The following is a 12,939-nucleotide window of genomic DNA, read 5'->3' as shown; positions in this document are numbered from 1 at the left end:
AACGACCGGTCCACCCTCGCCGCCCTGGCCGAGGCGGGCGCCTGGAGGGCCCCGCCCCCCGGCCCCAGCCCCCGGCCCTTGGCCCCCGGCCCAACTACGGGCTACGGCGCCCGAGCCGGCCGCCGGTGTCACCTGGGTGCGCCGCCCCCTCAGCCCAGCCCGTCCGGCTCCCCGAAAGCCGCCCGGAACGCCTCGTGGAAGCCGGGGAACGTCTTGCGTACGCACCCGGGGTCGTCGAAGGACAGCCCCGGCACCCGCAGCCCGGTGACCGCGAAGGACATGACGATGCGGTGGTCGCCGTAGGTCTTGATCTCCGCTCCCGGCAGGGGTGAGCCCGGGCGGATCTCGATCCAGTCCGGGCCGGTCGCGACGTCCACGCCGAGCCGCCGGAGGTTCTCCGCGCAGGCCTCCAGCCGGTCGCACTCCTTGACCCGCGTGTTGGCCACGTCCTCGATGCGGACGGGCCCGTCGGCGAACGGCGCGAGCGCGGCGAGCGTCGGCATGGTGTCGGAGACGTCCCGCATGTTGACGGTGAGGCCGCGCAGAACTCCCGTGCCGCGTACGGTCGTCCGGTCCTCGGCGACCTCCACCTCGGCCCCCATCCGCCGCAGCACCTCGACGAACCGCAGGTCGCCCTGGAGCGCCCCCGCCCCGAGGCCCGGCACGGTCACCTCGCGGCCCGGGGTGAGGGCCGCGGCGGCGAAGAAGTAGCTCGCGGTCGAGGCGTCCGGCTCCACCGCGTAGGTGGTGGCCCGGTAGCCGCCCGCCGGCACCTCGAAGACGTCGCCGTCCTGGACGACGTCCACGCCGAACGCCCGCATCATCGCGAGCGTGATCTCGACGTACGGCGCCGACACCAGGTCGGTCACCCGGATCCGCAGGCCCGCGCGGGTCAGCGGGCCGAGCAGCAGCAGCGCGGTCAGGTACTGGGAGGACTGGCCCGCGTCCAGCACGACCTCGCCGCCCTCGACGCCGGCCGCGTGGACGGTGAGCGGGTGGTGGCCCTCGGCCTCCTCGTGCCGCAGGTCCACGCCCAGGTCGCGCAGGGCCCGGCTGAGGGGGCCGAGGGGGCGGCGGCGCATCTGCGGGGAGGCGTCGAAGCGGTAGGTGCCGTGGCCGGCGGCGGCCAGGGTGGGCAGGAAGCGGGCGGTGGTGGCGCCGTCGCGGCAGTAGACCTCGGCCTCGGCGACCGCCGGGCCCTGCGGGCGGCCGTCCACCTGCCAGGCGTCCGGCGTACGGCCGATCCGGTAGCCGAGCCGGGCCAGGCCCTCGGCGAAGCCCTCCGTGTCGTCGGAGGACAGGGGCCGGACGAGGGTGCTGACGCCGTCGGCGGCAGCGGCGAGGAAGAGCGCGCGGGCGGTGATGGACTTGGAACCAGGGATCTCGACTGCGGGCATGGCCTCATGATCGCAGCCCCGCCCGCGCGCCGGGCCCGACGGTCCAGGGGCTGGACGATCACCCTTCTGGGCGCTGCGCATTGCCTTGACGGAAAGAAACTTCCCGGATATTGGTGGCTGCTCGGAAGTTTCCTTCAGCGGTTCTCCTCCGGAAGGAGCGCACGTGCACGACAGCAGCACGGGAAACAGCACGGAAAACGGCACCGGACACAGCAGGAACAGCGCACGGCCGTCCAGACGGGCCGTCCTCGCCGCGACCGCGGGTCTCACCGCCGCCCTGACCGTACCGACGAGCGCCCACGCCGCCGGCCCCGACGGCGACCGCCGGCTGTGCGCCCTCATCTCCCGCATGACGCTGGAGGAGAAGGTCGGCCAGCTCTTCGTGATGCGGGTCTACGGCCACTCCGCCACCGCCCCCGACCAGGCCGACATCGACGCCAACCTCAAGGAGCTCGGGGTCCGTACGGCCGCCGAGCTGATCGCGAAGTACCGGGTCGGCGGGATCATCTACTTCAGCTGGGCGCACAACACCCGCGACCCCCACCAGATCGCGGACCTGTCCAACGGGATCCAGCGGGCCTCCCTGGAGCAGCCCCGCGGCCTGCCGGTGCTGATCACCACCGACCAGGAGCACGGCATAGTGTGCAGGGTGGGCAAGCCGGCCACGCTGTTCCCGGGCGCGATGGCGATGGGCGCGGGAGGCTCCCGGTCCGACGCCCGCACCCTCGGCCGGATCTCCGGCGCCGAGCTGCGCGCGATGGGCATCAACCAGGACTACTCCCCCGACGCCGACGTGAACGTCAACCCGGCCAACCCGGTCATCGGCGTACGGTCGTTCGGGGCGGACCCGGCCGCGGTGGCGGAGCTGGTCGCGGCCGAGGTGAAGGGGTATCAGGCCTCCCGGGTCGCGGCGACCGCCAAGCACTTCCCGGGGCACGGCGACACCGCCGTCGACAGCCACACCGGCTTCCCGGTCATCACGCACAGCCGGGAGCTGTGGGAGAAGCTGGACGCGGTGCCGTTCCGGGCGGCGATCGAGGCGGGCATCGACTCGGTCATGACCGCGCACATCCAGTTCCCGGCCCTCGACGACTCCGGCGACCCGGCCACCCTCTCCCACCCGATCCTGACCGGCATCCTGCGCGGCGAACTCGGCTACGACGGGGTCGTGGTGACCGACTCCCTCGGCATGGAGGGCGTCCGCACGAAGTACGGCGACGACCGGGTGCCGGTGCTGGCGCTCAAGGCCGGGGTCGACCAGCTGCTCAACCCGCCCTCGATCGACGTGGCCTGGCACGCGGTCCTCAAGGCGGTCCAGTCGGGCGAGCTGACCGAGGCGCGCCTGGACGAATCGATCCTGCGGATCCTGCGGCTGAAGACGCGGCTCGGGCTCCTCGAGCAGCCGTACGTCAGCCAGGCCGGCGTCGACCGCACGGTGGGCACCGAGGAGCATCTGGAGACCGCCGACCGCATCGCCGAGCGGACCACGACCCTGCTCGTCAACGAGGGCGGCATCCTCCCGCTCGACCGCCGCACCGCGCCCCGGATCCTCGTCGTCGGCGCCGATCCGGCCTCCCCGTCCGGCACCACCGGCCCGCCCACCGGCGTGCTGGCCGCCGCCCTCACCGAGCTGGGCTTCACCGCCACCGCGCTGTCCACCGGCACCGCACCCTCCGCAGCCACCATCGACAAGGCGGTCACGGCGGCGCGGGACGCGGACGCGGTGGTCGTCGGGACGTACAACGTGACGGCGGGCAGCGCCCAGAAGACCCTCGTGCAGCAGCTGCTCGCCACGGGCAGGCCGGTGGTGGCGATCGCCGTCCGCAACCCCTACGACGTGGCCCAACTCACTGCCGTCAAGGGTTACTTGGCGTCCTACTCCTGGACCGACACGGAACTGCGCGCCGCCGCACGGGTGATCGCCGGACGGGTGGCGCCGAACGGACGGCTGCCGGTTCCGGTGCAGCGGGCGGACGATCCGGCGCGGGTGCTGTTCCCGATCGGGTACGGACTGACCTACTAGCCCGCGTTCGTCGCCCGTCTCGTCGTCAGCACAGGATCCAGCCGGAGTCGACCGAGTCCCGGCCCACCGCGCCCTTGATGTAGACGCAGCGGTGGCCGGCGTGCACGGTGATCGGGCCTGCGTGGTGCCTGAAGTAGCCCTTGTCCACGACGGCCCGGTTGCCGCGGGCCTGCAGGCTGACCATCATCCAGCGGGTCACGCCCGGCCTCTTGGTGACGGTCATGGCGCAGACGTAGCCGTCGCGCTTGTAGACCTGCACGGCGCCGGATCTGAACGGCAGGGTCCGCACCGTGCGTCCGGTGCAGGCACTGTCCGCCGCCTGCGCGCTGCCCGGCACCGCCAGAGCGAATGCCCCGGACGCGGCCAGCACCGCCGCACCGAGCGCCAGACGCCGGCGTATCGCACCACTGTCCACTGAGTCCTCCCCGTCACACGACGGCCATGCCGTACTCCCGTACTTACGTACTGATGTACGGACGCACGGGTGTGTCGCATGGTTGCACGACCGTCAGGAGACGGTGAGACGGGGTCAGCGGGAGGCGCCCACCGGCTCCTCCGGTTCTGCCTGGCCGATGAACGTGCGCCACAGCTCGGCGTACCGGCCGTCGCGCGCCAGGAGTTCCGCGTGGCTGCCGTCCTCGGCGACCCGGCCGTGGTCCATCACCACCACCCGGTCGGCGCGGGCCGCGGTGGTGAGCCGGTGGGCGACCACCAGCGTCGTACGGCGGCCCGCGAGGCGGTCGGTGGCCATGTTGACCTGGGCCTCGGTGGCCAGGTCCAGGGCGGCCGTCGCCTCGTCCAGCAACAGGACGTCCGGGTCCACGAGTTCGGCGCGGGCGAGGGCGATCAGCTGGCGCTGGCCGGCCGAGAGGTTACGGCCACGCTCGGCGACCTCGTGCAGATAGCCGCCGTCGAGCGTGGCGATCATCTCGTGCGCGCCCACCGCCCGTGCCGCCGCCTCGACTTCGGCGTCGGTGGCCTCCGGGCGGCCGTAGGCGATGGCGTCCCGGATCGTGCCCGGGAAGAGGTACGCCTCCTGCGGGACGACCCCGAGGCGGTGACGGTAGGACGTCAGGTCCAGGGTGCGCAGGTCCGTGCCGTCCACGGTGACCCGCCCGCCGGTGGGGTCGTAGAACCGGGCCACCAGCTTCACCAGGGTCGACTTGCCGGCGCCGGTCTCGCCGACGAAGGCGACCGTCTGCCCGGCGGGGATCCTGAGGTCTATACCCCCGAGGGCCTCCTCGTCGTCCCCGTAAGCGAAGTGCACGCCCTCGAAGCCGATGTCGCCGCGCAGGGACAGGACGTCCCGGGGCTCCTCGGCGGGCTTCGTGGACGTCGGCTCGCGCAGCAGCTCCTGGATGCGGCCCAGCGAGACCGTGGCCTGCTGGTAGCCGTCGAAGACCTGGGAGAGCTGCTGGACGGGCGCGAAGAACAGGTCGATGTAGAGCAGGTACGCCACCAGCGCGCCCGTGGTCAGCGTGGCCGCCTCCACCCGGTGCGCGCCCGCGATCAGCACGGCCGCCGCGGCCACCGAGGACAGCAGCTGCACGAACGGGAAGTAGACGGAGATCAGCCACTGGCCGCGGATGCGGGCGCTCCGGTAGCTGTCGCTGCGCTCGGCGAACCGCGCGCCGCCGTCCCGCTCGCGCCGGAAGGCCTGCACGATCCGCAGCCCCGCCACCGACTCCTGTAGGTCGGCGTTGACCACCGACACGCGCTCACGGGCGAGTTCGTACGCCTTCACGCTCGCCCGGCGGAAGAAGAAGGTGGCGATGATCAGCGGGGGCAGGGTGGTGAACACGACGAGGGCGAGCTGCACGTCGATCACCAGCAGGACGACCATGATGCCGAGGAAGGTGACGACCGAGACGAACGCCGTGACCAGACCGGTCTGCAGGAAGGTCGAGAGGGCGTCGACGTCCGTCGTCATCCTGGTCATGATCCGGCCGGTCAGCTCGCGCTCGTAGTAGTCGAGGCCGAGCCGCTGGAGCTGGGCGAAGATCTTCAGCCGCAGCGCGTACAGCACGCGTTCGCCGGTACGGCCGGTCATCCGGGTCTCGCCGATCTGCGCCACCCACTGCACCAGCACGGTGAGCAGGCCCAGCAGCGAAGCCGCCCAGACCGCGCCCAGGGCCATCTTGGTGACGCCCTGGTCGATGCCGTGCCGGATCAGCACCGGCAGCAGCAGACCGGCGCCCGCGTCCACGGCGACGAGCAGCAGGCTGAGCAGGAGGGGCAGCCCGAAGCCGCGCAGCAGGCGCCTGAGGCCGTACGACTCCTCGGCGCGGACGGCGCGGGCCTCGTCTATGTCGGGGGTGTCGGTGGCCGGGGGCAGCGCCGCCACCTGGGCGAGCAGCTCCGGGGTGGCCGGGGAGCCGGCCAGCGCTGTGTCCTCCGCGTTCTTGGCCTCACGGTCGCCGGTCCACAGCCGCGGGGTGACCCCGCGCTCGGCGTCGAACTCGGCGTCCAGTTCCTCGCGGACGCTGGTGTCCTCCTGCGGCACGGGCGGCAGGGCGTGGCCCGGAGAGACTCCGCCGAGCTCGTCCGGGTCGGTGAGCAGCCGGCGGTAGAGGGCGGAGCGCTCCTGGAGCTCCTCGTGCGTGCCGAGATCGGCAAGCCGCCCCCCGTCGAGGACGGCGATGCGGTCGGCGAGGTTCAGGGTGGAGCGCCGGTGGGCGATCAGGAGGGTGGTCCGGCCCTCCATGACCTGCTTGAGGGCCTCGTGGATCTCGTGCTCGACACGGGCGTCCACGGCCGAGGTGGCGTCGTCCAGGACCAGCAGGCGCGGGTCGGTGAGCAGGGCGCGGGCGAGCGCGATGCGCTGGCGCTGGCCGCCGGAGAGGGTCAGACCGTGCTCGCCGACCTTGGTGTCGTAGCCCGCGGGCAGCTCGGCGATGAATCGATCCGCCTGAGCGGCGCGGGCGGCGGCCTCGATCTCCTCCTGGGTGGCGTCCGGGCGGCCGTAGGCGATGTTGGCGCGGACGGTCTCGGAGAACAGGAACGAGTCCTCCGGAACCAGCCCGATCGCGGCCCTGAGCGAGTCCAGGGTCAGCTCGCGCACGTCGTGCCCGCCGATCAGGACGGCGCCGTGCGTGACGTCGTAGAAGCGCGGGAGGAGGAGGGAGAGCGTGGACTTGCCGGAGCCGGAGGAGCCGACGACGGCGAGGGTCTCGCCGGGCTGTATCTCGAGGCTGAGCCCGTCGAGGACCTTGGAGCCGCTGGCGTACCCGAAGGACACGTCGTCGAACTCGACGCTCGCGGGCGCGTCGGCGGGCAGAGTCCGGGTGCCGTCCTGCAGGGTCGGCTCGGTGTCGATCAGCTCCAGGACGCGCTCGGTGCCGGCGCGGGCCTGCTGGCCGACCGTGAGGACCATCGCGAGCATGCGGACCGGGCCGACCAGCTGGGCGAGATAGGTGGAGAAGGCGACGAAAGTGCCGAGCGTGATGTGCCCGCGCACGGCCAGCCAGCCCCCGAGCGCCAGCATGGCCACCTGGCCGAGGGCGGGTACGGCCTGGAGTGCCGGGGTGAACTTGCTGTTCAGGCGTATGGTGCGCAGCCGCCCCGCGAAGAGCCTGCGGCCGACCTCCCTGAGCTTCCCGGTCTCCTGCTCCTCCTGCCCGAACCCCTTCACCACGCGTACGCCGCTCACGGCGCCGTCGACCACTCCGGCCACGGCTGCGGCCTGGGCCTGCGCGTACCAGGTGGCGGGGTGCAGCTTGCTGCGGCTGTGCTTGGCGATCCAGGCGAGGGCGGGGGCGACGGCGAGGGCGACCAGGGTCAGCGGCAGCGACAGCCACGCCATGATCGCCAGGGAGATGACGAAGAGCAGGACGTTCCCGACGGTCATCGGGAGCATGAAGAGCAGGCCCTGGATCAGCTGGAGGTCGCTGGTGGCCCGGCCGACGACCTGCCCGGTCGACAGCTCGTCCTGGCGGCGGCCGTCGAGCCGGGTGATCGTGCCGTACATCTCGGTCCGCAGGTCGTGCTGGACGTCGAGGGCGAGCCGGCCGCCGTAGTAGCGGCGTATGTAGGTGAGCGCGTAGACGAAGACGGCGGCACCGATCAGGGCGCCGGCCCAGGGCCCCATGGAGCGGCTGTGGTCGCCGATCACGTCGTCGATGATCACCTTGGTGATCAGCGGGACGACGGCCATGACGGCCATACCGGCCAGGGACGAGCCCAGAGCGAGGACGACGTCCTTCGGATACCGCCAGGCGTATCCCGCCAGCCTCCGTGCCCATCCCCGTTGCGCTGCCACGCTGGTGCCTCCCGTCGATTCTGTTCTGCCGGAAGACACCAACGCGTACGGGGGCGGATTTCATCCCCCTGCAACAAAGCGGCGCCAGGCGTCAGACATGCACTCGCAGGAAATAGAACCGGGTCGTCTGCGCCGGGTTCTGGTTGTCGTCGCTCACCAGCAGGACCCGAAGGCGACCGGTGTGGTCACGGCCCGTGATCGTCATGCCCTCGATGTTGTCCAGCAGCGGGTTGGGCTGGGGCTGCCGGGCGGTCGCGCCCAGGCTCGGGCAGTCGGCGATGTCCGCGAGCCGGGCCTTCCGGATCAGCTGGACCTCGGGCTGCCCGGTGAGGTTCTCGACGCCGCTCGTGTCCGTGGCATGGCGCATGTCGGCCAGGTAGAGGCGGACGGTGTTGCCGACGCCGGGGGTGAAGCCGCGCTCCAGGACGAGGAGGCGGCCGTCGGGGGTGGCCTGGACCTCCGGGACGCCGAGACCGGCGTCGGTGCGGTAGGCGTACTGGGCGGAGAGCCGGAAGTGGTCGTCCTTGGTCCGTTCCCAGGTCTGGAAGCGGACGATGCCGGTGGAGTCGCCCGAGATCGAGGACTCCATGGAGGCCAGCAGGGTGTGCCCGCCGGGCAGGAGGGTCAGGCCCTCGAAGGTCAGGTTGCGGGTGGCGCGCCCGGCCGGGGCGACCAGCAGGGAGGACGGCACCGGGAGCCGGTCGAGGATCTTCCCGTCGCGGGAGTAGCGCCGTACGGACGGCTCGTTCTCGGAGGTGATCAGCCGGGTGCCGTCCCGGTCGATGACCAGCCCCTCCGAGTCGAGGTCGGCGCCGTTCTCGTCGGCGAGGTGGACGGCCGACGCCGGCTGAAGGGTCGTCGGGTCCAGGGTGAAGAGGGACGACCGGTCCTCCAGCGCGGCGAAGGAGCCGTCCCGGTCCACGGCGAGCGCGGAGAAGTTGCCGACGAAGGTGCCGTCGTACGTCGTCTTGTCGAGCGCGTCGGAGAAGCGGTCGAGGGAGACGGTGGACGAACAGGCGTGATCCGTGGCCGAGTTGGCCGGGCTGGCTATGACGGGCCCGGCGGCGGTCAGGGTGCTGGTGGCCGCCGCCAGGCCGGCGGTGAGGGTGGCGAGTACGGTTCTCAGACGCATGGCCGCCACCGTAGGGCGAACCGATGACGTACGGGAGTCCGCGCCGTGAAGCGTCAGCCGCTCGACGGCACCGCGGGGATCGCCTCGCTGGGCGTGGTCGTCGGGGTGTAGCGCTGGGCGGTGGCGGCGGACGTGGTCGGCACCAGGTCCTTGTGGACCGCCCGCGCCACGGCCTGGATGGTGTTGACGCCGTAGTCCATGGTGCTGTTGTCCCAGGTCAGCACGGACATCATGTAGTCGTGGCCGTTGCCGTTGAAGGTGCCGAGGCTGTGCACGCGCCAGCCGTGCGTGGAGCGCGGCAGCCAGCCGTTCTTGACGTGCACGGTGACGGTGGACGGCGCCCCGGCGGGTGTGCCCCAGCGCTGCGAGGAGATGACCTGGCTCATCAACTTCAGGATGTACGCACGGGAGTTGTCACTCAGCACGGCGTTCCTGGCGGTGATGAGCTTGAGCAGCTTCTGCTCGTCGGTGACGTTGATCTGGGTGAGCCCCCAGTAGCCGTTCGCGCCCGGCACGGTCTTCGTCATCCCGGCGGCGGCCAGGAAGCCCTTGATCTTCGTCAGCCCGAGCTGCCTCCACAGCGTGGTGGTCGCGTTGTTGTCGGACTGCGTGATCATGGCCCTGGTGAGCGTGACCTCACGGTCGGTCAGATACCGGTTGTGCAGCTTCGCGTCCCACAGCAGCGTGGCGAGGACGGTGACCTTGACGGTGCTGGCCGAGTCGAAGGAGCTGGTGGCGCGCAGCGTGCAGGTGGTGTTGGTGACACGGTCGTACACGCCGACCGCGACGGTGCCCCTGCGGTTGGCGAGGGCGGCCGTGATGTCGTTCTGCAGCTTGGCGGCGAGCCCCGCCTTGGCGGAGGTGCAGCTGACGGCGGGCGTGGCCGCGGCGGCCGGGGTGGCGGCGGCCACGGTGGGTATGAGCACCCCGGCGGCAAGCCCGGCACCGAGCACACGGGCCCGCCGGGACGTGTGACGAGTCATGGAGTTTCCCGTCCCCTTCAGATGAGACGGCCGCGCGAAGCACGCGGCCGCCTCCCTTGACTCGCCAGGGCGGCCGATAGTTGCACGGGGGTTCGAGAGCGGGCGGCTCAGGAGCGAGGCGCGAGGATCACGGACGTGACGCAAAATGCGGCCAATTACCCTTACTCTCAAGCAAGTTGATGCCCGCGAGCCCGACTCGCCTTAGCATGTGCACGGCAGAGAGACGGGGGAATGATGGACGCATCAACGCTCGTGTCACAAGCCGCGCAAGTAGTGACAGAACTTGCCAAAAGCTCAGCAACTGCCGCTGCCACCGGTGCCGGACAGGCGGTCGGTGATCTCGTACGGCAGCGACTCGGCGGCACGCCGTCAGGACAGGCCACCCTGGATGCGGTGGCCGCGCAGCCGGACGACCCGGCCGCGATCGCGGGACTGCGCGAGGAACTCAGCGCCCGCGTCACGGCCGACCAGGACTTCGCCGCCGCACTGGCAGCCGCCCTGGCTCCCGTCCTCGCCGGGCCACCACCCGCCGCACCACCCATGCGCGACATCCGGAACAGCGTGGTGATCGACGGCGGGTCGCGGGTACGCGGCAACACGATCGCGATCGGCCCGGTGACCTTCAACAACACGCCGGCCGGGCGCACCGCCCTCGGTGCCGTCTGCGTCGCGCTGGCCGCCTTGGTGGCGCTCCTGGTCTACGGCGGCATCCACGTCGTGGACAACGGTTCGGGCAACGGGGAGGCCAGAGGCGGCGGCTCCGCGCAGGGACAAGGCCAACCGGCCGTCGGCTTCACGGTCGGCGGATCGGGCAACGACGCGGCGGGAGACGGCCGTACTGGCGCGGCGAAGCCGCTCACCGATGCCGAGGCCGTCCGGAGCGTGCTGCCGGACGCGGGCAGCCTCCCGTCGGGCTGGACCGAACAAACCGCCCCGACCGCGGACGCCTCCTCGCAGGACGACGGCTCCACCTTCGAAGCGGAGGCCGAGTATCTGGGTCGCTACAGCATGGACACCCAGTTTGCGGTGTACGCCTACCCGGACGAGAAGACGGCACGGGCAGCCTTCGACGCGAAGACCCGCAAGGCGCAGCAGCAGGGAGCGGACACGCTGACCATGCCCCGCATCGGGGACCAGACCGCCGCGTTCTCGATCTCGACGAGCCAGGGGGTCGGCTACGAAACCGAGACCAGCCGCAACACCATGGTCCGCACCGGAACAGTCCTCACCATCGTCGTCGGCAACGACAACGAGAGCCGCAGCTACGACAGCACCGACCTCGAAGACCTCACCCGACTCCTCTCCGACCGTGCCCGCAACGCCCAGACTGCGTAGGCCTCTTGAAGCGCGTCGTCCTCGCCCTCGATCACCACTGCCGGGATGTCATCGCGCCCCGGTCCACGGCCGAGCGGCCCCTGCACGTGCTTCCGGCGCTCGGCTGACAGGCGCCATCAGGACAGATGCGTCGGCGCGAACATCCGCAGTACCGCCGGGAGTACGACCACCGACGGGCCTGGTGTCGCCAACGCCTTCGCCAGGTCCGCCTCCAGGGTCTCCGGAGTCGTCCGCACCCCCGGCACGCCGAAGGATTCCGCCAGGGCCACGAAGTCCGGGCGGGTCAGTTCCGTGGCCGTTGCCTGGCCGAAGGCGTCGGTCATGTACTCGCGGAGGATGCCGTAGCCGCCGTCGTCCACGATCAGCCAGGTGACCGGCAGGTCGTACTGCTTCGCCGTCGCCAGCTCGGCGATCGAGTACAGCGCACCGCCGTCGCCCGAGACCGCCAGGACCGGGTGCGTCGGGTCCGCTGCCGCCGCGCCGAGCGCCGCCGGGAAGCCGTAGCCGAGGCCGCCCGCGCCCTGGGCCGAGTGCATGGTGTTGGGGCGCTGCGCGTCGAAGGCCGACCATGCCCAGTACGCCAGGATCGTCATGTCCCAGAAGGAGGGGGAGGAGGGCGGCAGTGCTCGGCGGACCGCCGCCAACACCGCCTGTTCCAGGGCCAGTTCCTGGGACGCTATGCGCGCCGAGACCTTTGACAGCAGGTCCCGTACGCGCTCGGGTGCCTGGTCGTCCTGCCTCGGTTCCACCGTTTCCAGCAGTGCCTGGAGCGCCGGGCGGGCGTCCGCGTGGATGCCCAGGGCGGGGTGGTTGGACTCCAGTTTGCCCAGGTCCGCCTCGATCTGGATCACTCGGCCGCGGGGCTTGAACGTGTGGTAGTTCGAGGAGAGTTCACCCAGACCTGAGCCCACCACCAGCAGGACGTCCGCGTCCTCCAGGAAGTCCGTCGTGTGACGGTCCTCCAGCCAGGACCGGAGGGAGAGGGGGTGCTTCCAGGGGAACGCGCCCTTGCCGCCGAAGGTCGTCACCACCGGGGCGTTCAGCTTCTCGGCCAGCGCCTTCAGCTTGCCCGAGGCGTCCGAGCGTACGACCCCGCCGCCCGCGATGATCGCCGGACGCGCGGCATTCGACAGCAAGTCCGCTGCCAGCGCCGTCAGTTCGGGGCGCGGGAGCAGGTCATCCGGCGTTGCGTCCGGTGCCGTCACCACCGGCAGCAGAGTGGGAGACAGCAGTACGTCCTGCGGGATCTCCACCCATACCGGGCCGTGCGGAGCCGTCAGCGCCGACTTCCAGGCCTCCGCGATCGCCGAGGGGATCTGCGACTGGGTACGGACCGTGTGGACCGACTTGACCACCCCGCGGAACGAGGCCGCCTGGTCCGGGAGTTCGTGGAGGTAGCCGTGGCGGCCACCGCCCAGGCCCGCCGTCGGGATCTGGCTGCTGATCGCCAGGACCGGGGCCGAGGCCGCGGCTGCCTCATGGAGCGCCGCGAGGGACATCAGCGCGCCCGGGCCCGTCGACAGCAGCAGCGGGGCCGCCTCGCCCGTGATCCGGCCGTACGCGTCCGCCGCGAAGCCCGCGTTGTTCTCCATCCGGAGGCCGATGTACCGCAGTGACGAGCGGCGCAGGGCGTCGAACATGCCCAACGCGTGCTGGCCGGGCAGGCCGAACACCGTCGTCGCGCCCAGACCGGCCAGGGTCTCCACGACCAGGTCTCCGCCGCCTCGCCCGGGAGGCGGGTTCAGCGCGGCCTCCGTCTGCGCGGGCGTCGGGCGGAGTACCTGGTCGTGGTCGTGTGTCACTGCTCTCGG

General features: G+C 71.6%; 8 protein-coding genes. 2 read left to right on the top strand and 6 right to left on the bottom strand.

The genetic code is table 11. The annotated features are described in order from the left end of the window. Window positions 1-149: 149 nt before the first annotated feature. Entirely contained in the window at window positions 150-1,397 is a 1,248-nt protein-coding gene (gene aroA / locus ACWD3E_RS01310) for a 3-phosphoshikimate 1-carboxyvinyltransferase (RefSeq protein WP_451385478.1), read from the bottom strand. 163 nt (window positions 1,398-1,560) lie between these two features. On the opposite strand from aroA, the gene ACWD3E_RS01305 reads away from it, so the two are divergent. Further along, window positions 1,561-3,420 carry a glycoside hydrolase family 3 protein gene (locus tag ACWD3E_RS01305; RefSeq protein ID WP_451385477.1) on the top strand — a complete coding sequence of 620 codons (1,860 nt, stop codon included), beginning with the start codon at window positions 1,561-1,563 and terminating at the stop codon, window positions 3,418-3,420. Window positions 3,421-3,445: 25 nt separating this feature from the next. Here the strand turns inward: ACWD3E_RS01305 and ACWD3E_RS01300 are convergent, their stop codons facing one another. The 4 genes from ACWD3E_RS01300 to ACWD3E_RS01285 all read right to left on the bottom strand — a co-directional run bounded on the left by ACWD3E_RS01300 (window position 3,446) and on the right by ACWD3E_RS01285 (window position 9,793). Then, entirely contained in the window at window positions 3,446-3,835 is a 390-nt protein-coding gene (locus tag ACWD3E_RS01300) for a hypothetical protein (protein WP_451385476.1), read from the bottom strand. A gap of 114 nt (window positions 3,836-3,949) precedes the next feature. Then, on the bottom strand, window positions 3,950-7,678 hold the full coding sequence (locus ACWD3E_RS01295; RefSeq protein ID WP_451385475.1) for an ABC transporter ATP-binding protein: 3,729 nt from the start codon (window positions 7,676-7,678) through the stop codon (window positions 3,950-3,952). Window positions 7,679-7,769: 91 nt separating this feature from the next. Continuing rightward, window positions 7,770-8,810, bottom strand: coding sequence for an esterase-like activity of phytase family protein (locus ACWD3E_RS01290; protein WP_451385474.1), 1,041 nt, complete (start codon window positions 8,808-8,810; stop codon window positions 7,770-7,772). A gap of 53 nt (window positions 8,811-8,863) precedes the next feature. Continuing rightward, window positions 8,864-9,793: a serine hydrolase gene (locus ACWD3E_RS01285; protein WP_451385473.1), complete on the bottom strand. Its 930-nt coding sequence runs from the start codon at window positions 9,791-9,793 to the stop codon at window positions 8,864-8,866. 393 nt (window positions 9,794-10,186) lie between these two features. On the opposite strand from ACWD3E_RS01285, the gene ACWD3E_RS01280 reads away from it, so the two are divergent. Then, entirely contained in the window at window positions 10,187-11,128 is a 942-nt protein-coding gene (locus ACWD3E_RS01280; RefSeq protein ID WP_451385472.1) for a hypothetical protein, read from the top strand. Window positions 11,129-11,244: 116 nt separating this feature from the next. On the opposite strand, the gene ACWD3E_RS01275 is transcribed toward ACWD3E_RS01280, so the two are convergent. Then, entirely contained in the window at window positions 11,245-12,930 is a 1,686-nt protein-coding gene (locus ACWD3E_RS01275) for a thiamine pyrophosphate-binding protein (protein WP_451385471.1), read from the bottom strand. Window positions 12,931-12,939: the final 9 nt, after the last annotated feature.

The organism is Streptomyces sp. NPDC002676 (assembly GCF_053592455.1).
This window is presented reverse-complemented; position numbering and strand designations above follow the sequence as displayed.

Excerpts from the sequence above, each read along its gene's own strand:
- aroA (WP_451385478.1), bottom strand. The coding sequence starts at position 1,397 with ATGCCCGCAGTCGAGATCCCTGGTTCCAAGTCCATCACCGCCCGCGCG.
- ACWD3E_RS01290 (WP_451385474.1), bottom strand. The coding sequence starts at position 8,810 with ATGCGTCTGAGAACCGTACTCGCCACCCTCACCGCCGGCCTGGCGGCG.
- ACWD3E_RS01285 (WP_451385473.1), bottom strand. The coding sequence starts at position 9,793 with ATGACTCGTCACACGTCCCGGCGGGCCCGTGTGCTCGGTGCCGGGCTT.